Genomic DNA, 20,199 nt, shown 5'->3' with positions numbered 1-20,199 from the left:
GCAGATATTGCGCAAGCAGCTATGAAATTAATAGTGATCTCAGGCCTTCTGGTAGCCGGGGTGCCAGCGCAGCCAGTAGTGTTCCAGGCCGCGTGCAAACCAGTCGGCCAGCTTGCCCAGCAGCGCGTAGAGCAGGATGCCCACCAGCACGATGTCGGTCTGCAGGAACTCGCGGGCGTTCATGGTGAGGTAGCCGATGCCCTCTTGCGCGGAGATCGTTTCGGCCACGATCAGAATCACCCACATCAGCCCCAGCGAGAAACGCAGGCCCACCAGAATGCTGGAGAGCGCGCCGGGCAGGATGACCTGCAGGTAGAGCTGCCAGCGGTTCAGGCCGTAGGTGCGCGCCATCTCGATCAGCCCGGGGTCCACATTGCGAATACCGTGGAAAGTGTTGAGGTAAATGGGGAAGAACACGGCCACGGCAATGAGAAACAGCTTGGCCGCCTCGTCAATGCCGAACCACAGGATGACCAGCGGAATCAGCGCCAAAGCGGGGATGTTGCGCACCATTTGCACGGTGGAGTCGAGCAGCGTTTCGAAGAACCGGATGGAACCGGTCAACAAACCCAGCAGCAGGCCCAGACCACCGCCAATCGCCAGGCCGGTAAGGGCGCGCTTGGCGCTGACTTTCACATGGATCCACAGGTCACCCGAGGTGGCCAGCGTCCAGGCCGCTTTGGCCACGTCCACCGGCGCGGGCAGCACCCGTACCGACAACCAGCCCAACGCAACGGAGGCCTGCCACAGTCCAATCAGCAGCAGTGGCACCAGCCAGGGCACGAGGCGCTGGCCCACGCCGCGCAGAAAACGCTGGATGGCGGGCGCGGGCAGGGGAAGGCCGGGCAGTAGCGGGGCGCCGCGGGCGGCACTGGCTTCGATCGCGCCGGGCACAGGCGTAACCTGCAGTTCGGGGGTACTGGTGGTCATGGGCGAGGTTCCTGTGTGCGGTGGCTCAGCTTTGGGAAGCGCGTGGGGCGTAGTTGTTGGCCACCACTTCGCCAAAGGGACCAGTGATGCGCGGGCCGGCGAGCTTCTCCTGCACGGCCAGCGGCAACAGGGGGAACACCAGTTCGGCAAAGCGGTAGGCCTCTTCCAGGTGCGGGTAGCCGGACAACACAAAGGTGTCCAGACCCAATGCGGCGTATTCCTTGATGCGTTCTGCCACTTGCTCGGGCGAGCCCACCAGCGCGGTGCCGGCACCGCCACGCACCAAACCGACTCCAGCCCACAGGTTGGGACTGATTTCCAGGTCGGCACGGGTACGCTTGCTGCCACCGGCATGCAGCGCAGCCATGCGGCGCTGGCCTTCGGAGTCCATGCGCTGGAAGGCGGCCTGCGCGCGGATCACGGTCTCGTCGTCCAGGTGGCTGATCAGGTCCTCGGCGGCTTGCCAGGCTTTCTCTTCCGTCTCCCGCACGATGACGTGCAGACGGATGCCGAATTTCACGGTGCGGCCCCGCTTGGCAGCGCGCTCGCGCACGTCGGCCACTTTCTTGGCCACTTCGGCTGGCGGTTCGCCCCAGGTCAGGTAGGTCTCCACTTGCTCGGCCGCCAGTTCGTGGGCAGCGGCAGACGAGCCACCAAAGTACACCGCGGGGTGCGGCTTCTGGATGGGCGGGTACAGCAGCTTGGCGCCCTTGACGCTGAGGTGCTTGCCTTCAAAGTCGTAGCTTTCGCCATCGTGGCTTCGGGCCAAAATTTCGCGCCAGATGCGGATGAACTCTGCGCTTTGCTCGTAGCGCGATGCGTGGTCCAGGAAGACACCGTCGCCTTCCAATTCGATCTGGTCACCACCCGTCACCAGGTTCACCAACAAGCGCCCGCCGGAGAGGCGGTCAAAGGTGGCGGCCATGCGGGCGGCCAGCGCGGGCTGGTGCAGGCCTGGGCGCACTGCCACGAGAAACTTCAGCCGCGTGGTCACCGGCAGCAAGCTGGCGGCCACCACCCAAGGGTCTTCGCAGGAGCGACCGGTGGGAATGAGCACGCCTTCATAGCCCAGGCTGTCGGCGGCTTGTGCGACCTGCTTAAGGTAGTCGTGGTTGACCTGACGCGCACCGGTGGAGGTGCCGAGGTAACGGCTGTCGCCGTGGGTGGGGATGAACCAGAAAATATTCACGGGAAGCTCCAACTTGGAATCAGGGTTTGCCGGCTTGGGCCAGGCGGGTGCCGCCGGGTGCGGCCCACACGATGTCGGTCACGCGCACGGTTTTGGGAATCAGGCCCAGCTTGTGGAAGGCATCGGCCACACGCTGCTGGTCCTGCGCAATCGCAGTGCTGATCGGGCCCACGGGCGATTTGGGGCGGCGCTGCAAAAACAGGCTCACGACCCCAGCGTCCAAGCCGCTGAATGCAGAGATGAGCTTGATGGTCTCGGGGCGCTGTTCCTGCGCAAAGCGGTCGGCGTTGGTGAGCTCTTCAAACAGCGTAGCGATCGCTTGGGGATGCTGCGTGGCAAAGGGCTTGGACGCCAGGTAAAAGGAGTTGTTGCTGGAGAGACCGCGACCGGTCGTCAGCGCGCGGGCCTGGATGGCCAGCTCGGTGGCGGAGTAGAACGGGTCCCAGATGGCCCAGGCGTCCACGCTCTTGCGCTCAAACGCCGCGCGCGCATCTGCGGGTGCGAGGTAGACGGGGTTGATGTCGGTCCATTGCAGGCCGGCCTTCTCCACGGCGCGTACCAGCAGGAAGTGGGCACTGGAGCCCTTCTGCAGTGCTACCTTCTTTCCCTTCAGGTCTTCCAGCTTGTTCAGCGGCGAGTCCTTGAGCACGAGGATGGCCGAGCTGTCGGGCTTGGGCGGCTCCGCGCCAGCGTAGACCAGCTCCTTGTCGGCCGCCTGGGCAAACACGGGGGGGGCATCTCCGGTCAGACCGAATTCCAGGCTGCCGACCGACAGGGCTTCGAGCAGCTGCGGGCCGGCGGGAAATTCGATCCACTGCACTTTGGTGTTGGGAAAGCGCTTTTCCAGCACGCCCTGCTGCTTGAGGATGACCAGATTGACGGCTGATTTCTGGTAGCCAATGCGCAACTGCTCGGGCGCTTTACCCGGCGTGCCTTGTGCCCAGACGCTACTGGCGATGGGACCGCTGATGCCCCAGACGCCAGCAGTGGTGGCCAGCAGTTGCAACAGGCTGCGGCGGTTCACGGAGGACGGAATGCGTGCCATGGCGTGCGTTCCTCAGCTGAGGTTGACGGGCGCTGCGTGGCGCAGGTTCAGGGCCTTGGGCAGCAGCTTGAGTTCGAGGAAGGTGTCGGCAATTTTTTGCTGCTCGGCCAGGATGTCGCTGTTGACTGGCACGATGCCGAAAGGCGTGCGGCTCAGGTAGAGATCGGTGATGGTCTTGTCCAGGCCCAGCACCTTGGAGAGTTCGGTCGCGGCGGCGTCCTTGTTCTTGGCCACCCATTTCTCGATCTCGTCGATTTCCTTGAGCGCGATCTTCAGCACGTCGGTGTTGTTTGTGGCGTACTCACGGGAGGTGAAGTAGTAGCCGCGGTTGTTCACCACGCCCTGGGCATCGGCCAGGATCTGGGCGCCCAGCTGCTTTTGTGCGGCAGCCAGGAAGGGGTCCCAGATCACCCAGGCGTCAATCGCGCCCTTTTCGAACGCAGCGCGTGCATCAGGCGGCGAGAGGAAGACGGTCTGCACATCGGTGTACTTGAGGTTGTGCTTTTCCAGCAGCTTGGCCAGGAAGTACTGCACGTTGGAGCCCTTGTTGAAGGCCACGCGCTTGCCTTTGAGGTCAGCCACGGTTTTGACCGGAGAGCCTGGCGGCAGGATGAGCGCTTCGAGTTTGGGGCGGGGCTGGGTGGCGCCTGCGTAGACCAGCGGGGTGCCGGCCGCCTGGGCAAAGATGGGGGGCGCTTCGCCCACGTCACCAAAGTCGATGGAGCCCACGTTCAGGGCTTCGAGCTGCACGGGGCCTGCGTTGAACTCGATCCAGCTCACCTTCACGCCCAGGGGGGCGAGCTTTTGCTCCAGCGTGCCACGGCCCTTGAGGATGTTGAACCAGCCTTTTTGGTGGCCCACCCGCAGTACGCGCTGGGTACTCTGGGCAAAGGCAGAAGGGATGGCGGCGGTGGCGCCTGCCAGCGCGGCGGTGGCCAGAATCTGGCGGCGGTTGATCTGTGTCATGCAAGCACTCCGGTGTGCGCGGGCAAGGCTTCTCCCTTGCCGCATGCGCGGGGTCAAAAACAGGGGGGTGAAAAAGAGCGGGCCCAAGGCCCGCAGCGGGGGAAAAGCGTCTACACGCTACATCGGACCTGGGAGAAAGCCACCGGCGCAAACCGCGCGGCAATCGCCAAGCCGGGTTGCAGGGTTTCGGTGACCAAGGTGTTGACGGCATCGTCCAGGCGCTGGCCGATGTCGGGGCCGACCTGGTAGCTGCCGTTCTCGGTCACCGTGACCTGGGCGTCCGTGGCGTAGATGCCGGGAAGGATGTGCTTGGCCCCCAGGGCCTGCAGCACCGGGCGCAGCGCGTAGTCCAGCGCCAGCATGTGGTGGGGGCTGCCGCCGGTGGCCAGCGGCAGCACGGTCTTGCCTTTGAGGGCATCCTGCGGCAGCAGGTCCAGAAATACCTTGAGCACACCGCTGTAGGCGGCCTTGTAGACCGGCGTGGCGACGACGATCACGTCGGCGCGCGCTACCTGGCCCGTGGCCTGGCTCACCGAGGGGTGTCCAAAGTCGGCCAGCAGCAAGGCTTGGGGCGAGAGGTCACGCACGCGCAGGCGGTCTACCTGTACGCCACGTGCCTCCAGACGCTGTCCAGCAGCTTCTGCCAGGGCGGCTGTGCGCGAACGCTCCGAGGGGCTGCCCGCAAGCAACAGAACCGACATATTGAACTCTCCCTGAATGATGTGTGCTATGAATTAGATAGCTGATTGCGAATATTCCATGTGGGCAAGCAGCTGTTTTCTTACTTCTTGGTGTAGATCTGGTCGAAGCTGCCGCCGTCGGCAAAGTGGGCTGCGTCGGCCTTTTCCCAGCCGCCGAAGGCTTCTTCAATGGTGAAGGTCTTGAGCGGGGCAAATTGCTTGGCGTACTTGGCCTTGGCCTTCTCGGAAATCACGGGGCGGTAGAAGTTCTTGCCGGCAATGTCCTGGCCTTCTTCGGAGTACAGGTACTCCAGGTAGGCAGTGGCCACAGCGCGGGTCCCCTTCTTGTCCACGTTTTTGTCGACCACGGCCACGGCGGGCTCGGCCAGGATGGACAGGGGAGGCGCCACCACGTCGAACTTGGCGCCGAATTCTTTCTCCAGCAAATACGCTTCGTTCTCCCAGGCGATCAGCACATCTCCTTGGTTGCGCTGGGCGAAGGTGATGGTGGAGCCGCGGGCGCCGGTGTCCAGGATCGGCACGTTGGCAAACAGCTTGGCGATGAATTCCTTGGCCTTGGCATCGCCACCGTATTTGCGCTTGGCAAATTCCCAGGCGGCCAGGTAATTCCAGCGGGCGCCGCCGGAGGTCTTGGGGTTGGGGGTGATGACCTTGATGTCAGGGCGGATCAGGTCGTCCCAGTCCTTGATGCCCTTGGGGTTGCCCTGGCGCACCGCAAACACGATGGTGGATGCGTAAGGCGTGGAGTTGTGGGGCAGGCGCTTTTGCCAGTCTTTGTTGATCCAGCCGCCGTTCTTGACGATGGCGTCGGTGTCGCCGGCCAGGGCCAGGGTGGCCACGTCGGCATCCAGGCCGTCGATGATGGAGCGAGCCTGCTTGCCCGAACCGCCATGGCTTTGCTTGATGGTCACGTCCTGACCGGTCTTGGCCTTCCAGAATTTGGCGAAGGCGGCGTTGAACTCGACGTACAGCTCGCGGGTCGGGTCGTAAGACACGTTGAGCAGGGTGACCGGGGCGGGGGCTTGCTGGGCCAGTGCGCCCACGGCGGCAACGCTGGCAAGAGAGGTGGCTAGAGCCAGATTCAGGATGTGGCGGCGGTTTGCCATGGGAGAGCTCCAAAATTTGCAACGCAACAGTGCGATGGAGCGAATTCTGGAAGTCGGTCGTTAAAACAGGAACTACTGTTTTCTCAGTTCTTAATAGCCAAAACATCTGTAGATGTTGGTTTTCCGACATTTCAGGGCTGCTTAGGAGGTCGGCCAGCAGTCTTGCAGCCTTGAACCAACCTCGCCGGAATTTCCAGATTTCAATACGTTCTGGCGTGTATATGGGAAAACCCTAGCCAGTTTGTGCATGGGAATACATGCAATCGCGCCAAAAGTATTAATGAGCAAGGGGGGCGACTCCTACGATTCAGGCCTGTCGATGCATCACTGGCATTGGCTGGATGACCCGGACTTTCAACAACAGGAGACAGATTCATGAAACTCAAAGCATCTCTCGCTTTGGCCTTTGGTTTGGTGGCTGGCGCCGCCTTTGCGCAGACAGAACTCGTCGTGGCCACCGTGAACAACGGCCACATGATCGAAATGCAGAAGCTCAGCAAGAACTTCGAACAGGCCAACCCCGACATCAAGCTCAAGTGGGTGACCCTGGAAGAGGGCGTGCTGCGCCAGCGCGTGACCACCGACATCGCCACCAAGGGCGGCCAGTTCGACGTCATGACCATCGGCATGTACGAAACCCCCATCTGGGGCAAGAAGGGTTGGCTGCAGGAACTGAAGACGGATGCCAAGTACGACGCTGACGACCTGCTGCCCGCCATGCGCAACGGCCTGTCGGTAGACGGCAAGATGTTTGCGGTGCCTTTCTACGGTGAGTCCTCCATGCTGATGTACCGCAAGGACTTGGCCGACAAGGCTGGCATCAAGGTCGCTGACAAGCCCACCTGGACGGACATCAAGGAACTCGCTTCCAAGATCCATGACCCCAAGAATGGCGTCTACGGCATCTGCCTGCGCGGCAAGCCGGGCTGGGGTGACAACATGGCCTTCCTGACCACGCTGGTGAACACCAACGGCGGCCAATGGTTTGACACCAGCTGGAAGCCCCAACTGGAAAGCAAGCCCTGGAAGGACTCCATCAACTTCTACGTGGACCTGCTGAAGAGCTACGGCCCCCCCGGTTCTTCTGCCAACAGCTTCAACGAAATCCTGGCGCTGTACAACGAAGGCAAGTGCGGCATGTGGATCGACGCGACCATCGCTGCGTCCTTCATCACCGATCCAAAGCAGTCCAAGGTGGCTGACAAGGTGGCGTTTGCGCAAGCTCCCACGGCTGTGACCCCCAAGGGTGCCAACTGGCTGTGGGCATGGGCTTTGGCCATCCCGTCCGGCTCCAAGAAGGTTGACGCTGCCACCAAGTTCGTGACCTGGGCAACTTCCAAGGAGTACATCGAACTGGTTGCCAAGACCAACGGCTGGGGCCACGTGCCCACCGGTACCCGCAAGAGCACCTATGCCAACGCCGAGTTCCAGAAGGCCGCCAAGTTCGCTGCCGCTGAAAAGGCTGCCATCGACTCCGCTAACCCGAACGACAGCACCCTGCCCAAGTCTCCGTATGTGGGTGTGCAGTTCGCTGCGATTCCCGAGTTCCAAGCGATTGGTGCCACGGTGGGTCAACAAATGAGCGCAGCCCTGGCTGGCAAGACCACGGTGGACGCCGCTCTGAAGGCTTCTCAAGTCGCGGCTGACCGCGAAATGAAGAAGGCTGGCTACTACAAGTAAGCAACTCTCTCCGGTAGCTTGACTTCAGGCGCGCGGGGCAACCCGCGCGCCCTTTTCTGCAAATTTGCCTGCGAGGCTCTCCATGAATCGCCTGATCCCCCGCGCCCTGATGACGCCGGCCGTGCTGTCCCTGTTCTTGTGGATGATCGTGCCGCTGGTGATGACCCTGTATTTCTCGGTCATCCGCTACAACCTCATGCAGCCGGACCAGTCGGGCTTTATTGGACTGGAAAACTTCGAATACTTCGTGACCGACCCGTCCTTTGGCACGGCCGTCATGAACACCCTGTTGCTGCTGGGCAGTGTCATTCTCATCACCGTCGTGCTGGGCACGCTGCTGGCCCTGTTGATCGACGAGCCCTTCCCCGGCCGCGGTCTGGTGCGCATCCTGCTGATCTCGCCCTTCTTCGTCATGCCCACGGTGAACGCACTGCTGTGGAAGCACATGATGATGAACCCCATCTATGGCGTGTTGGCACAAGTCTGGCACTTCTTCGGCGCTGCCCCCGTGGACTGGCTCACCGACTTCCCGCTGTTCAGCGTCATCGTCATCGTGTCTTGGCAGTGGCTGCCCTTTGCCACGCTGATCTTCATCACCTCGCTGCAAAGCATGAACCGCGAGCAGCTTGAAGCCTCGCGAATGGATGGCGCCAACTACTTGCAGCAACTGCGCTACCTCTATCTGCCGCACCTGGCCCGCTCGGTGGCCATCGTGGTGATGATCGAAATGATCTTCCTGCTCAGCGTGTTTGCCGAGATCTACACCACCACCGGTGGTGGCCCAGGTGATGCGAGCACCAACGTCGCCTTCCTGATTTTCAAGCAGGCGCTGTTGAACTTCGATGCCGGTGTGGCCTCGGCTGGTGCGCTGTTTGCCGTGGTGCTGGCCAATATCGCCGCGGTCTTCCTGATCCGCATGGTCGGCAAGAACCTGGACAAGTGAGCAGACTCCCATGACACAACGCAAAACCTTCTCCTGGCTGTTCTGGCTGCGCACGCTCACCGCCTGGGGCGTAACCTTTCTGCTGTTCTTCCCGCTGGGCTGGCTGGTGCTCACCGCCTTCAAGACCGAACTGCAAGCCATCTCGGTGCCGCCCCTCGTGTTCTTCACGCCCACGCTGGAGAACTTCGAGATCGTGCAGGAGCGCAGCGACTACATGCTCTACGCCACCAACTCGCTGATCACCAGCGTGGCCTCCACCATTCTCGGGCTGGCCTTGGCTTTTCCGGCGGCCTATGCCATGGCCTTCTTCAAGGGCAAGTACACCAAGGACATCCTGATGTGGATGCTCTCCACCAAGATGATGCCTGCCGTGGGCGCCCTGGTGCCCGTGTACGTGATGGCGCAGACCAGTGGCTTGCTCGACACCCGCACCGGTCTGATCATCGTCTTCACGCTGTCCAACCTGCCCATCATGGTCTGGATGCTGTACTCCTACCTCAAGGAGATCCCCGCCGAAATTTTGGAAGCCTCGCGCATGGACGGTGCCGGTCTCTGGCAAGAGTTCCGCTACGTGCTGCTGCCGCTCACCATGGGCGGTCTGGCCTCCACCGGTCTGCTGACCTTGGTGCTGAGCTGGAACGAAGCCTTCTGGTCGCTCAACCTGAGCGCGGCCAAGGCCGGCACGCTGGCCACGCTGATCGCTTCCTACTCCAGCCCCGAAGGCCTCTTCTGGGCCAAGCTGTCCGCGGCCTCTTTCCTGGCGATTGCACCCATCGTGGTGTTTGGCTGGTTCAGCCAGAAACAGTTGGTGCAAGGCCTGACCTTCGGCGCCGTCAAGTAACCCACACAACACAGAAAAACGGAGACCTCTCCCATGTCTTACCTCCAACTCAGCGGCGTTGAAAAACTGTTTGGCGAGCACCGCGTCATCAAGGGCATCGACCTGGCCATCCAGCAAGGCGAATTCGTGGTGTTTGTGGGCCCTTCGGGCTGCGGCAAGTCCACGCTCTTGCGCCTGATTGCCGGGCTGGAAGCCATCGACAACGGCAGCCTGTATCTGGACGGACGCGACATTACGCACCAGCCTTCCAGCAAGCGCGATCTGGCGATGGTGTTCCAGAGCTATGCGCTCTACCCGCACATGAGCGTGTTCGAGAACATGAGCTTCGCCCTCAAGCTGGCCAATGTGGACCCGGCCATCATCAAGGACAAGGTAGACCGCGCCGCCAAGATCCTGAACCTCACCAACTACCTGGAGCGTACCCCCAAGGAATTGTCCGGCGGCCAGCGCCAGCGCGTGGCCATTGGCCGTGCCATCGTGCGCGCGCCCAAGGTGTTTTTGTTTGACGAGCCGCTCTCCAACCTGGACGCGGCGCTGCGTGGCCAGACCCGTATCGAGATTGCCAAGCTGCACCGCGATCTGGGCGCCACCACCATCTACGTGACGCATGACCAGGTCGAAGCCATGACCCTGGCTGACCGTGTGGTGGTGCTACGCGACGGCAACATCGAACAGGTGGGCACACCGCTGGAGCTGTACGACCGTCCGGCCAACCAGTTTGTGGCCCAGTTCATCGGCACGCCGCAGATGAATGTGGTGGCCGCGGCCAAGCTGCCCCAGCTCACCACAGTGGCCGGCGTGGCGGTGCCCGCGCTGGGCTCCATCGGTCTGCGTCCCGAGAGCATTGCGCTGGTACCCGCAGGCCAGGGCCAGGTACAGGCCAAGGTGGAGCTGATCGAAGCCCTGGGCGCCGAGACCCTGATCTACGTGAACACCGACAACGGTGCCCAACTGGTGGCTCGTCTGACCAGCCGCACCGACCTGCAGGTGGGCTCGGCTGTGGGTGTGCAAATCGATTCTGATGCGGCCCATCTCTTTGATGCCAATGGCCGCGTCGTGGCCACGGCCAAGCACTGAGCGGCACCCTGCGTATGAGCGCTTTCTCTTCCACTCCCCTGCAAGGCCAGGTGGCCGCGGTTACCGGTGCGGCCTCCGGCATTGGCCTGGCCAGTGCGCGCGCCATGGTCGAAGCCGGTGCTCGCGTGGTGCTGGTCGACCGCGACCAAGCCGCGCTGGACAAGGCCTGCGCCGAGCTGGGCCCCAACGCCTTGCCGCTGGTGCTGGACCTGCTCGATGCCAGGCAATGCGCCAGCCTCTGTGCGCGTGTGCTGGAGCTAGCTGGCCGGCTCGACATCTTCCACGCTAACGCCGGCCTTTACGTCGGCGGTGATCTGGTGGAGGCCGATCCGGACGCCATCGACCGCATGCTCAACCTCAATGTGAATGTGGTGATGAAGAACGTGCACAACGTGCTGCCCCACATGATCGAGAAGGGCGTGGGGGACATCATCGTCACCAGCTCCTTGGCTGCGCACTTTCCCACGCCCTGGGAGCCGGTCTACGCCTCCTCCAAGTGGGCCATCAACTGCTTTGTGCAGACCGTGCGCCGCCAGGTCTTCAAGCACGGCATCCGCGTGGGCTCCATCTCGCCCGGCCCTGTCATCACCTCTTTGCTGGCGGACTGGCCGGCCGACAAGCTCGAAGAAGCCAAAGCCAAGGGCAGCCTGCTGGAGGCCTCCGAAGTGGCCAACGTGGTGCTGTTCATGCTCACGCGCCCGCGCGGCATGACCATCCGCGACGTCGTGATGATGCCTACCCAATTTGACCTTTGAGCGGCTTCATCTCCTTCCCCAGATCCATCTTTCCCTTACGACCATGACCACGATTCTTCACCTCGGACTGGGCTCCTTCCATCGCGCACATCAGGCGCTCTACATCCACCAGCTGCGCCAGCTGGGTGACACCCGCTGGTCCATCACGGGCGGCAACCTGCGCCCCGACATGGCCGAGACCATTGCCGCTCTGCAGGCCCAGAACGGCGCCTACACGCTGGAAACCGTCACCCCCCAGGGTGAGCGCAGCTACACGTTGATCGAATCCATCCAGCGCGTCATCCCCTACCAGGACGACCTGGCCCCGCTCATCGCCGTGGGTGCGGATGCGGACACCCGCATCATCTCCTTCACCGTGACCGAAGCCGGCTACTACCTTGACGCGAAGAACCAGCTCGATTGGGCCACCTTTGCGGATCTGCGCGCCGACCTCGATACCGTGAAATCGGGCCAGACCGGCCACACCATCTACGGCGCCCTGGTCGCCATCCTGCGCGCGCGCCGCGCTGCCGGTGCAGGCCCCATCACACTCATGAACTGCGACAACCTGCGCCACAACGGCGAGCGTTCGCGCGGCGGCTTGCTGCAGTTCATCGACGCCTTGGGGGATTCCGCACTCAAGGCCTGGGTGGAACAAAACACCAGCAGCCCCAACGCCATGGTGGACCGCATCACGCCGCGTCCCACGCCCGATGTGGCCGAGCGCGTCAAGGCCGCTACCGGCCGTGATGATGGTGCCGCCCTCATGGGTGAGAGCTTCATCCAGTGGGTCATCGAAGAGAACTTCATCGCTGGCCGCCCGGAATGGGAGAAGGTGGGCGTGGAGATGGTCACCTCGGTAGATGCCTACGAGGAGGCCAAAATCCGCCTGCTCAACGCCACGCACAGCTGCATTGCATGGGCTGGCACCCTGGTGGGCTACCAGTACATCCACGAAGGCACGCTGGACCCCGCCATCCGCCGCATGGCCTATGACTACGTGACGGACGACACCATCCCGGTATTGGACACGCCTGAGAAGCCCAGCCCGCTGGACCTGCGCAAGTACCGCGACGTGGTGCTGGACCGTTTTGGCAACCCCGCCATCCAGGACACCAACCAGCGCGTGGCCATGGACGGCTATTCCAAGATTCCGGGTTTCATTGCCCCCACCATCCGCGAGCGCTTGGCGCGCAGCGAATCCATTGCCAGCGTGGCCATGTTGCCAGCCTTGTTCTTGGCGTATCTGCAGCGTTGGCATGAAGGCAAGATTGCCTACACCTACCAGGACCAGGCCATGGACCCGGCCGCGGCGCACGCCATCTGCGCGTCGGCAGACCCAGTGGCCGCTTTCGCCGCCGACCCGGTGCTGTGGGGGCCGCAGGCATCCCGCCCGCAACTGGTGGACGCCCTGCGTGTGGCGCACGCACGCGTGCAGCTATTCGTGCAGAACCACCTGGGCACTGCGTGAATGCAAATGCTGGTAATGTGACGCGCTGAGGTTTTTACGAGGGACCTTGCCATGGCACCCCACACTTCCCACGCCACACTGGGCCACCCGGTCAGCCGCCACCGCGCGCCTGAACTGGAAGCCGACTACAACCGCAACCCGTCCCTGGGCTACGAGCCCACGGACGAGGTGGGCTTCATCCGCTGCCTAGACCACGGCTACCCCACGCCGCTGGCACGCTGGCATTGCCACGATGAGTACGAGCTGCACCTGATCACCGCCACCTCGGGCAAGGTGTTCGTGGGCGACTGGATTGGTCCCTTCGAGCCCGGCCACCTGGTGCTTTGCGGTCCGCGTCTGCCGCACAACTGGATTTCGCTGGACGTGCCCGAAGAAGGAGTGGACCGGCGCGACTTGGTGATCCAGTTCCGCCACGAGCCGCTGGAGCAGGCTTGCCAAAGCATTCCCGAGTTTGCCGAGATGCTGCCCTTGCTGGAGCGCGCGCGCCATGGCATCGAGTTCTTCGGCATCTCCGAGCGGGCCCAGACTCAATGGCATGCGGTCAAGGCCTCGCGCGGGCTCAAGCGCCTGGCGGCCTTCTGCGATTTCATGACCGACCTGGCCCGTTGCACCGACTACCGTCTGCTCTCCAATGTGCAGATGCGTGGGGTGGAAAACGATGCCGAGTTGGACCAGATCAACACCATCGTCAACCGCATCACCGAGAACCCTTCGCACTCGCAGACCGCCGCTGAAGTGGCGGCCGAGCTTGCCATGAGCGAGAGCCGCTTCTCGCGTTTCTTCCGCCGTGCCACTGGCAACACCTACACCGACTTCGTGAACCGCGTGCGCATCAACCGCGCCTGCCAGCTGCTGATGAGTTCGGACCGTTACGTCACCAACATCTGCTACGACGTGGGCTTCAACAACGTGGCCAACTTCAACCGCCGTTTCCTCGAACTCAAGGGCATGACGCCGTCCGAATTCCGCAAGCAGGCCGAGAGCCGCTTTGGCGGCGCGACAGCTTAAGCCCCCACGCTCCACCGCTACGCGGGTCGCTGCCCCCCGAGAGGGCTAATTTGCCTTGGGGCGGCCCGGCGGCAAATTGCCCTTTCTTCGACGTCAGGCCGTGGCTTTGCGCGGCCGCAGCGCCAGATAGGTCAGTACCCCCAGCACAATGCCCCAGCAGGCCGAGCCCAGGCCCAGCAGGCTGGCGTTGGAGGCGGTTACCAGAAAAGTCACCAGCGCGGCTTCGCGTTCGGCCGGTTCGGCCAGCGCATTGACCAGGCCGCCCTGGATGGCACCCAGCAGCGCCAGTCCCGCCACTGTACTCACCAGGGCTGGCGGCAGGTGCACAAAGGCGTAGCACAGCGAACCTGCAAAACTGCCAATCACCAGATAGCAGACTCCACAGGCCACGCCCGCCACCCAGCGCCGCTCGGGCAGGCGGTGCGCCTCCGTGCCGGTGCAGATGGCGGCGGTGATGGCGGCCAGGTTCACGCCGTGCGCGCCAAAGGGCGCCATCAGCACACTGGCCAGGCCGGTGCCGGCCACCAGCTGGCTGGTCGGGGCCTGGTAGTGCGCAGCGCGCAGCACGGCCACGCCAGGCAGTTGCTGCCCGGTCAGGCACAGCACCAGCAGCGGCAAGCCCACGCTGACGACGGCTGCCATGGAGAAGGCAGGCGTGGTCCAGACCGGCAGCGTGAGTTGCAGGCCGGCGGTCAGGGCTTCGCCCGCCGGCACAGCCGCCTGGCCCCAGCCCAGCAGCTGCCACAGGGCCACGCCGGTGATCAGCGTCAGCACCACCGCGTAGCGCGCCGACTGGCGCTTGAACAGCAGGTAGGCCGCGAACATGCTGCCCACTAGCCAGGCCGCACTGGGGTCAGTGCCACCGGCCACGCTGAACACCTGCAGGCCAAAGCGCAGCAGGATGCCGGCCAGCATGGCCGCGCACAGGCTCTTGGGCACCACGGCCAGCAGGCGCTCGAACACGCCCGTCGCGCCCACCAGCCACATGGCCAGCGCCGCCAGCAGGTAGGCGCCTATGGCCTGGTCATAGGGCACAGTGGCCAGCGCGCCCACCAGCAGGGCGGCGCCGGGTGTGTTCCAGGCGCAGATGATGGGCATGCGCGTGCGCCAGCTAATCCACAGCCCGCATAGGCCCGCACCGATGGAGATGGCCCAGACCCAGGAGCTGAGCTGGGCCGGCGTGAGGTGACCCGCCTGCCCGGCCTGCAACACGATGAGCATGGGCCCGGCGTAGGAGATCAGCGTGGCAATCACGCCGGCCAGCACGGCAGGGAACAGATCCACCAGCTGCGGCCACAGGCGGGCCGCCAGCGGCGGGGCGGAAGAAGAGGGGGAAGAGGGCAAGGAGGACATGCGGCCACTGTAGGCCGCGGGCCGCCGCCAGTGGCACACAGCACAGCCCTGGCGTATGCTGCACAGATTCAAAAAATTTCCATCTGTCATGCAACACAGTTACCAAACCCTGGCACAGCAGCTGCGCGCCGCCATCGAGGCCGGGCAGTACGCCTGTGGCGAACGTCTGCCCTCGGTGCGCAGCATGGCGCAGGACCAGGGCGTGAGCGTGGCCACGGTGGTGCGCTGCTACCGTCACCTGGAGACGCAGGGCCTGGTGGAGGCGCGCTCCAAGTCGGGCATGTACGTGGCCGACTGGAAGGCGCGCCGCAGCACCCGGCCCATGGCCGAAGTCGCGCCGCCGGTGGAGTTCGACAAGCTGGCCTCCCTGCAGCACCGCATGACCGAGCTGTACTCGCTGACCGCCCAGCCGCTGCAGCTGGGCCTGCACCTGGCCAGCGCCGCGCCCGCGTGGTACCCCTGCGATGCCTTGGCCAAACTGGGCCAGCGCGTGCTGCGCACCCAGCCCGAGCTGCTGGGCACCTACCCCACGGGCACCGGCCTGCCCGCGCTCAAGGCCGCGCTGCTGCCCTGGCTGGCCGATGCCGGCGTGGAGCTGCAGCCGGCCGACCTGCTCATCACCCACGGCAGCACCGAGGCGCTGAGCGTGGCGCTGCGCGCCGTGGCCCGCGCGGGCGATGCGGTCATCGTTGAATCGCCGGTGTACTTTGGCCTGCTGCAGATGCTGGAGAACTTGGGCATGAAGGCTATTGAGGTGCCTTGCGTGCCGGGCAGCGGCCTGAGCCTGGAGGCGCTGGAGTACGCGCTGGAACACCAGACCGGCGTGCGCGCCATCGTGGCCATGCCCAACTTCCAGAACCCGCTGGGCAGCGCCATGGACGAACGCGCCAAGCGCCGCCTGCTGCGCCTGGCCGAGCAGCACAACCTGGCCATCATCGAGGACGACGTGTTTGGCGAGCTCTCGCACACGCAGGAGCGCCGCCCGCCCATCAAGGCCTGGGACCGGCAGGGCCGCGTCATCTACTGCGGCTCCTGCAGCAAGAGCGTGGCGCCCGGCCTGCGCCTGGGCTGGGTGGCCGGGGGGCGCTACCACGCCCACCTGGAGTCGCTCAAGCTCAGCAGCTCTCTGGTCACGCCGCTGTGGGAACAGGCGGTGCTGGCGGCCTACCTGCAGTCGGGTGGGCTGCCGCAGCACCTGCGCAAGCTGCGCGAGCGCCTGGCGGCCAACGTGCCGCTGGCGCGCCAGGCCGTGGCCCAGCACTTTCCGGCAGGCACCGAACTCATCAGCCCCGCCGGCGGCTGGTGGCTGTGGATGGCGCTGCCGCCCCAGGTGGACAGCCTGCAGCTGCTGCGCCATGCGGTGGCCCAGGGCATCGCGTTCACGCCGGGTTCCATGTTTTCCAATACGCCCAAGTTCCGCCACTGCCTGCGCCTGAACATCGCCCGGCCCTGGGGCCGCGAGATGGAGCAGGGCATGAAAAAGCTGGGCGCGCTGGCGCGGGCGCTGGCCTGACGCTGCAATTGCTACTAAATCAATAGCAGCTCGCGCACTGTTAACAGGGGCTGGAGGCCGTTCTATGCCGCAATGCGATTGCTGGTGTCCCCGCGGCGGAATTCATCGGGTGTGCTGCCCATGAGGCGCTTGAACATGGTGATGAAGGCCGAGGCGCTGCCGTAGCCCAGGTCCAGCGCAATCGTCTCCACCGTCTGCCCCGCCTCCAGCAGCGGCATGGCGCGCACCACACGCAGGCGCTGGCGCCATTCGGCTAGCGACATGCCCAGGTCGCGCTGGCTGCGCCGCATCAGCGTGCGTTCAGTGCTGTGCACCGCTTGCGCCAGCTCGGGCAGGGAGCGGTTGTCGCCCGGGTTGGCCTCCAGCAGGCGCAGTACGGCGCCCAGCTGCGGGTCTTCCGAATTGGGCAGGTAGCTGCCAGTGCACGGGGCTTGAACCAACTGGTCCAGCAGCACCTGCAGCAGGCGCGTGTCCTCGGGGCAGTTGGGTGCGCCGGCGGGCAACTGGCGCAGGTGGTCCAGCAGGGCGCGCACCAGCGGGCTTACTGTCAGCGCGCAGGGTTGGGCGGGCAGGGCGCCGCACAGCGCACGGTTCACGTACAGCGAGCAGTGGTGTGCCTCCTTGCGGTTCAGGCCCACATGCTTCAGGTCGGGCGGCAGCCACAGGCCGTACTGCGGCGGTGCCAGAAAGTGTTGCTCCGCCGCCTTCACCTCCATCACGCCGCTGAAGGAGTAGACGAACTCGCCCCAGGCGTGCTGGTGCAGCGGGTAAATGCCCTCGGCCGGCACCCAGGCGCTGCGAAACATCAGCGGCGCGGGCAGGCCGGGGCTGCTGATGGGGACTTCCAGTTTGGGGCGCAGGATGGGCATGGTGGAGGGGCAGCGTGCGTTTGTCGGCTTTGGCGTATGGCTTGTCTGGATTTCACTATATCAATGAAAACCGTCAATCCAATAATCGACCCATGGACACCCGTAAACCCCTGGATTCCCAAGCCATCGGCTGCATGCTGGTGCTGTGCGCGCTCTGGGCGCTGCAGCAGGTCACGCTCAAGGCCACGGCCAACGAGATCGCGCCCATCTTCCTCATCGGCCTGCGCTCCGGCGTGGCCGCTTTCCTAGTCTGGCTGCTGATGCTGTGGCGCGGCGAGCGCCTGGGCCTGCACGACGGCAGCTGGAAACCTGGCCTCGTGGTGGGCCTGCTGTTCGGGCTGGAATTCATGCTGGTGGGTGAAGGCCTGCACCACACCAGCGCCTCGCACATGGTGGTCTTTCTCTACACCGCGCCCATCTTCGCCGCGCTGGGCCTGCACTGGCGCCTGCCCGCCGAGCGCCTGGGCCCGGTGCAGTGGCTGGGCATTGGCCTGGCGTTCTGCGGCATCGCCATTGCCTTCTTCGGCCGCAGCCAGTCGGGCGCGCCGGCGCCCGGCAACATGCTATGGGGCGATTTGCTGGGCCTGATGGGCGGCATGGCTTGGGGTGCCACGACCATGGTGGTGCGTTGCTCGCGCCTCTCCAGCGCGCCGGCTACGCAAACCTTGCTCTACCAACTGGTCTGCGCCTGCGTGCTACTGCTGTGCGCGGCGCTGTTCACCGGCCAGGCCCACTTTGTGCCCACGCCGCGGGTCTGGGCCAACCTGGCCTTCCACACGCTGGTGGTCTCTTTTGCAAGCTTTCTGGTCTGGTTCTGGCTGTTGCGCCACTACCTGGCGACGCGTCTTGGCGTGTTCTCCTTCATGACACCGCTGTTCGGCATCGTGGCCGGCGCGCTCTTGCTGGACGAACCCATAGAAGCTAGCTTTGTGTTGGGTGCCGTGCCCGTGCTGTTGGGCATCGTGTTGGTCAGTGCGGGCAAGGGCCTGTGGCCCATCCGCTTCAGGACTTCTCGGCCAACGCCCGCTCAATAGCCCCAGTCAGGCTGGAGGAGCCCGGCGTCACCATGCTGTTGTAGCTGGAGACCACGTTGCCACGCCGGTCAATCAGGTACTTGTAGAAGTTCCACTTGGGTGTGGTGCCCGTGGCCTTGATCAGCATCTGGTAGAGCGGGTTGGCCTGCTTGCCCGAGACCACGGTCTTCTCGAACATCGGGAACTTCACGCCGTAGGTGTTGAAGCAGAGGTCTGCAATCTCCTTGGCCGAACCGGGCTCCTGCTGCCCAAAGTCGTTCGACGGAAAACCCAGGATCACCAAGCCCTTGGCCTGGTACTTGGCGTACAGCGCTTCCAGCCCTTCGTACTGCGGTGTGAACCCGCAGTAGCTGGCGGTGTTGACCACCAGCACCACCTTGCCCGCGTACTGGCACAGGTTCTGGGGTGCATCGTCCTGCAGGCGGGGGAACTGGTGCTGCAGCACGGCTGGGCATGCGCCGCCTGCCGTGGCTGGCGGCTCTTTGGCCGGCGGGGCAGCCAAAGCCGGGGCTAGCCCCAAGGCCAGCACCAGGCCCGGCAGCAACGTGAGGGATGCAGCAGCGAAGCGGGACATGGTGTGGCTCCTTAGGGTTGCGCGTCAGGCCGCGCGCGGGCAGGTGCCTATTGTGCGCCTGCCTTGAGTGCCTGGCGCTTGCCGCGGGCGCGGATGTTGAGCGCTTCCACCGCTAGCGAGAAGGCCATGGCCGCATACAGGTAGCCTTTGGGGATTTCCTGGTCGAAGGCTTCGGCGGTCAGCGCCATGCCCACCATCACCAGGAAGGCCAGGGCCAGCACCTTGACGGAGGGGTGGCGGTCCACGAATTCGCCAATCGGCTTGGCGGCCACCAGCATCACGCCCACGGAGGCCACCACGGCGGCGACCATCACGCTGATCTGGTCCACCATGCCCACGGCGGTGATGACGGAGTCCAGCGAGAACACGATGTCGATGACGGCGATCTGTGCAATCACGGCCCAGAACAGCTTGGCGCCGGCGGCCTTCACGGCTTTCTCGTCGGTGGCGGGTGGTGCGTCTTCCTCGCGGGCTTCCACTTCCACAAAGATCTCGTGCGAGGCCTTGTACAGCAGGAACAGGCCGCCCAGTAGCAGCACCAGGTCGCGCCCGCTGAAGCCGTGGCCGGCGATGCTGAATAGGTCGTTGGTCAGGCCCATCACCCAGCTCAACGAGAACAGCAGCAAGAGGCGCGAGGCCATGGCAAAGCCCAGGCCCAGGCGGCGCGCCTTGTCACGCACATCGGGCGGCAGGCGGCCCACCAGGATGGAGATGAAGATGATGTTGTCGATACCCAGCACGATTTCGAGGGCGGTCAGCATCGCGAACGCGATCCAGACATTCGGGTCGGTCAGAAATTCCATGGTCGTGTCTTTCGTGGTGCGGGTTAGTCAAAAATCTCGCTCAGCCACGACTTCGGCTTGCGTTGGCTGTAACCACTGTGGCGGTGGTAGTCGGAATCGGCAAAGTCAGGGCGGCGCGGGGACGGCTGGTGGCTGGGTTGTACCACCGCCGGCGCGCCTGCGCTACGTTCAATCAGCTTGTCGAGCTCGCCACGGTCCAGCCAGACGCCGCGGCAACTGGGGCAGTAGTCGATCTCCACGCCCTGGCGTTCGCTCATTACCAAGGTGGTGGTCTTGCATTGGGGGCATTGCATGGCGCGGTCCTTTATCCATTTTGTGGGCGGCGCATGGTAGTAGGCGCGGTCTCAACCCCAGCATTTGCG

The 20,199-nt window shown here is 64.2% G+C and carries 20 protein-coding genes; 9 read left to right on the top strand and 11 right to left on the bottom strand.

Going from position 1 to position 20,199, the window contains the following annotated elements; all coding sequences use genetic code 11:
* Positions 1 to 39 precede the first annotated feature (39 nt).
* The 6 genes from ssuC to AC1RNN_RS13605 form a co-directional block, all read right to left on the bottom strand.
* A complete protein-coding gene (ssuC, locus tag AC1RNN_RS13630) occupies positions 40 to 930 on the bottom strand; it encodes an aliphatic sulfonate ABC transporter permease SsuC (protein ID WP_493089578.1) in 891 nt (296 codons plus the stop codon).
* Between the two features lie 25 nt (positions 931 to 955).
* Positions 956 to 2,119, bottom strand: coding sequence for an FMNH2-dependent alkanesulfonate monooxygenase (ssuD, locus tag AC1RNN_RS13625; protein WP_493089579.1), 1,164 nt, complete (start codon positions 2,117 to 2,119; stop codon positions 956 to 958).
* 19 nt (positions 2,120 to 2,138) lie between these two features.
* The gene (locus AC1RNN_RS13620; RefSeq protein WP_493089580.1) at positions 2,139 to 3,164 is read right to left on the bottom strand and encodes a sulfonate ABC transporter substrate-binding protein; all 1,026 of its coding nucleotides are present in this window, start codon (positions 3,162 to 3,164) and stop codon (positions 2,139 to 2,141) included.
* A 12-nt stretch (positions 3,165 to 3,176) separates the two neighbouring features.
* The gene (locus AC1RNN_RS13615) at positions 3,177 to 4,130 is read right to left on the bottom strand and encodes a sulfonate ABC transporter substrate-binding protein (protein WP_493089581.1); all 954 of its coding nucleotides are present in this window, start codon (positions 4,128 to 4,130) and stop codon (positions 3,177 to 3,179) included.
* A gap of 110 nt (positions 4,131 to 4,240) precedes the next feature.
* Entirely contained in the window at positions 4,241 to 4,831 is a 591-nt protein-coding gene (ssuE, locus tag AC1RNN_RS13610; protein ID WP_493089582.1) for an NADPH-dependent FMN reductase, read from the bottom strand.
* Between the two features lie 80 nt (positions 4,832 to 4,911).
* Positions 4,912 to 5,937: a sulfate ABC transporter substrate-binding protein gene (locus tag AC1RNN_RS13605; protein ID WP_493089583.1), complete on the bottom strand. Its 1,026-nt coding sequence runs from the start codon at positions 5,935 to 5,937 to the stop codon at positions 4,912 to 4,914.
* 375 nt (positions 5,938 to 6,312) lie between these two features.
* Here AC1RNN_RS13605 and AC1RNN_RS13600 point away from each other — a divergent pair, with 375 nt between their 5' ends.
* The 7 genes from AC1RNN_RS13600 to AC1RNN_RS13570 all read left to right on the top strand — a co-directional run bounded on the left by AC1RNN_RS13600 (position 6,313) and on the right by AC1RNN_RS13570 (position 13,691).
* Positions 6,313 to 7,617, top strand: coding sequence for an ABC transporter substrate-binding protein (locus AC1RNN_RS13600; protein ID WP_493089584.1), 1,305 nt, complete (start codon positions 6,313 to 6,315; stop codon positions 7,615 to 7,617).
* An 82-nt stretch (positions 7,618 to 7,699) separates the two neighbouring features.
* Positions 7,700 to 8,560 (top strand): carbohydrate ABC transporter permease, encoded by an 861-nt coding sequence (locus tag AC1RNN_RS13595; RefSeq protein WP_493089585.1) that lies wholly within the window; start codon positions 7,700 to 7,702, stop codon positions 8,558 to 8,560.
* Between the two features lie 10 nt (positions 8,561 to 8,570).
* Complete coding sequence (locus AC1RNN_RS13590; RefSeq protein WP_493089586.1) at positions 8,571 to 9,401, top strand: carbohydrate ABC transporter permease; 831 nt, start codon at positions 8,571 to 8,573, stop codon at positions 9,399 to 9,401.
* Positions 9,402 to 9,434: 33 nt separating this feature from the next.
* Complete coding sequence (locus AC1RNN_RS13585) at positions 9,435 to 10,478, top strand: ABC transporter ATP-binding protein (protein WP_493089587.1); 1,044 nt, start codon at positions 9,435 to 9,437, stop codon at positions 10,476 to 10,478.
* Positions 10,479 to 10,492: 14 nt separating this feature from the next.
* Positions 10,493 to 11,233: an SDR family oxidoreductase gene (locus AC1RNN_RS13580; RefSeq protein ID WP_493089588.1), complete on the top strand. Its 741-nt coding sequence runs from the start codon at positions 10,493 to 10,495 to the stop codon at positions 11,231 to 11,233.
* 43 nt (positions 11,234 to 11,276) lie between these two features.
* Positions 11,277 to 12,683 carry a D-arabinitol 4-dehydrogenase gene (gene dalD, locus AC1RNN_RS13575; protein ID WP_493089589.1) on the top strand — a complete coding sequence of 469 codons (1,407 nt, stop codon included), beginning with the start codon at positions 11,277 to 11,279 and terminating at the stop codon, positions 12,681 to 12,683.
* A 51-nt stretch (positions 12,684 to 12,734) separates the two neighbouring features.
* On the top strand, positions 12,735 to 13,691 hold the full coding sequence (locus tag AC1RNN_RS13570) for an AraC family transcriptional regulator (protein WP_493089590.1): 957 nt from the start codon (positions 12,735 to 12,737) through the stop codon (positions 13,689 to 13,691).
* A 93-nt stretch (positions 13,692 to 13,784) separates the two neighbouring features.
* On the opposite strand, the gene AC1RNN_RS13565 is transcribed toward AC1RNN_RS13570, so the two are convergent.
* The gene (locus AC1RNN_RS13565) at positions 13,785 to 15,044 is read right to left on the bottom strand and encodes a benzoate/H(+) symporter BenE family transporter (RefSeq protein ID WP_493089591.1); all 1,260 of its coding nucleotides are present in this window, start codon (positions 15,042 to 15,044) and stop codon (positions 13,785 to 13,787) included.
* A gap of 88 nt (positions 15,045 to 15,132) precedes the next feature.
* Here AC1RNN_RS13565 and AC1RNN_RS13560 point away from each other — a divergent pair, with 88 nt between their 5' ends.
* The gene (locus AC1RNN_RS13560; RefSeq protein WP_493089592.1) at positions 15,133 to 16,557 is read left to right on the top strand and encodes an aminotransferase-like domain-containing protein; all 1,425 of its coding nucleotides are present in this window, start codon (positions 15,133 to 15,135) and stop codon (positions 16,555 to 16,557) included.
* Positions 16,558 to 16,619: 62 nt separating this feature from the next.
* Here AC1RNN_RS13560 and AC1RNN_RS13555 read toward each other — a convergent pair whose 3' ends face one another.
* Positions 16,620 to 17,426, bottom strand: a complete 807-nt coding sequence (locus AC1RNN_RS13555; RefSeq protein WP_493089593.1) for an AraC family ligand binding domain-containing protein — start codon at positions 17,424 to 17,426, stop codon at positions 16,620 to 16,622.
* Positions 17,427 to 17,518: 92 nt separating this feature from the next.
* Between AC1RNN_RS13555 and AC1RNN_RS13550 the strand changes: the two genes are divergently transcribed.
* Positions 17,519 to 18,460 (top strand): DMT family transporter, encoded by a 942-nt coding sequence (locus AC1RNN_RS13550; RefSeq protein ID WP_493089594.1) that lies wholly within the window; start codon positions 17,519 to 17,521, stop codon positions 18,458 to 18,460.
* On the opposite strand, the gene AC1RNN_RS13545 is transcribed toward AC1RNN_RS13550, so the two are convergent.
* Genes AC1RNN_RS13545 through AC1RNN_RS13535 form a run of 3 tightly spaced genes read right to left on the bottom strand, consistent with a single transcriptional unit; the run spans position 18,429 to position 20,130 of the window.
* A complete protein-coding gene (locus tag AC1RNN_RS13545; protein ID WP_493089595.1) occupies positions 18,429 to 19,034 on the bottom strand; it encodes a glutathione peroxidase in 606 nt (201 codons plus the stop codon). The genes AC1RNN_RS13550 and AC1RNN_RS13545 overlap by 32 nt on opposite strands.
* 47 nt (positions 19,035 to 19,081) lie before the next feature.
* Positions 19,082 to 19,837 (bottom strand): TerC family protein, encoded by a 756-nt coding sequence (locus AC1RNN_RS13540; protein ID WP_493089596.1) that lies wholly within the window; start codon positions 19,835 to 19,837, stop codon positions 19,082 to 19,084.
* A 23-nt stretch (positions 19,838 to 19,860) separates the two neighbouring features.
* On the bottom strand, positions 19,861 to 20,130 hold the full coding sequence (locus tag AC1RNN_RS13535) for a TFIIB-type zinc ribbon-containing protein (RefSeq protein ID WP_493089597.1): 270 nt from the start codon (positions 20,128 to 20,130) through the stop codon (positions 19,861 to 19,863).
* Positions 20,131 to 20,199 lie beyond the last annotated feature (69 nt).

Source organism: Rhodoferax sp. GW822-FHT02D07 (assembly GCF_058802405.1).
Note: the sequence above shows the minus strand (reverse complement) of the source record. Positions and strands in the feature narration are given on the sequence as shown.

Bases quoted from the DNA above. Each gene is read 5' to 3' on its own strand.
- ssuC (WP_493089578.1), bottom strand. From the start codon at position 930: ATGACCACCAGTACCCCCGAACTGCAGGTTACGCCTGTGCCCGGCGCG.
- AC1RNN_RS13620 (WP_493089580.1), bottom strand. From the start codon at position 3,164: ATGGCACGCATTCCGTCCTCCGTGAACCGCCGCAGCCTGTTGCAACTG.
- AC1RNN_RS13615 (WP_493089581.1), bottom strand. From the start codon at position 4,130: ATGACACAGATCAACCGCCGCCAGATTCTGGCCACCGCCGCGCTGGCA.
- ssuE (WP_493089582.1), bottom strand. From the start codon at position 4,831: ATGTCGGTTCTGTTGCTTGCGGGCAGCCCCTCGGAGCGTTCGCGCACA.
- AC1RNN_RS13605 (WP_493089583.1), bottom strand. From the start codon at position 5,937: ATGGCAAACCGCCGCCACATCCTGAATCTGGCTCTAGCCACCTCTCTT.
- AC1RNN_RS13600 (WP_493089584.1), top strand. From the start codon at position 6,313: ATGAAACTCAAAGCATCTCTCGCTTTGGCCTTTGGTTTGGTGGCTGGC.
- AC1RNN_RS13595 (WP_493089585.1), top strand. From the start codon at position 7,700: ATGAATCGCCTGATCCCCCGCGCCCTGATGACGCCGGCCGTGCTGTCC.
- AC1RNN_RS13590 (WP_493089586.1), top strand. From the start codon at position 8,571: ATGACACAACGCAAAACCTTCTCCTGGCTGTTCTGGCTGCGCACGCTC.
- AC1RNN_RS13585 (WP_493089587.1), top strand. From the start codon at position 9,435: ATGTCTTACCTCCAACTCAGCGGCGTTGAAAAACTGTTTGGCGAGCAC.
- AC1RNN_RS13580 (WP_493089588.1), top strand. From the start codon at position 10,493: ATGAGCGCTTTCTCTTCCACTCCCCTGCAAGGCCAGGTGGCCGCGGTT.
- dalD (WP_493089589.1), top strand. From the start codon at position 11,277: ATGACCACGATTCTTCACCTCGGACTGGGCTCCTTCCATCGCGCACAT.
- AC1RNN_RS13570 (WP_493089590.1), top strand. From the start codon at position 12,735: ATGGCACCCCACACTTCCCACGCCACACTGGGCCACCCGGTCAGCCGC.
- AC1RNN_RS13565 (WP_493089591.1), bottom strand. From the start codon at position 15,044: ATGTCCTCCTTGCCCTCTTCCCCCTCTTCTTCCGCCCCGCCGCTGGCG.
- AC1RNN_RS13560 (WP_493089592.1), top strand. From the start codon at position 15,133: ATGCAACACAGTTACCAAACCCTGGCACAGCAGCTGCGCGCCGCCATC.
- AC1RNN_RS13555 (WP_493089593.1), bottom strand. From the start codon at position 17,426: ATGCCCATCCTGCGCCCCAAACTGGAAGTCCCCATCAGCAGCCCCGGC.
- AC1RNN_RS13550 (WP_493089594.1), top strand. From the start codon at position 17,519: ATGGACACCCGTAAACCCCTGGATTCCCAAGCCATCGGCTGCATGCTG.
- AC1RNN_RS13545 (WP_493089595.1), bottom strand. From the start codon at position 19,034: ATGTCCCGCTTCGCTGCTGCATCCCTCACGTTGCTGCCGGGCCTGGTG.
- AC1RNN_RS13540 (WP_493089596.1), bottom strand. From the start codon at position 19,837: ATGGAATTTCTGACCGACCCGAATGTCTGGATCGCGTTCGCGATGCTG.
- AC1RNN_RS13535 (WP_493089597.1), bottom strand. From the start codon at position 20,130: ATGCAATGCCCCCAATGCAAGACCACCACCTTGGTAATGAGCGAACGC.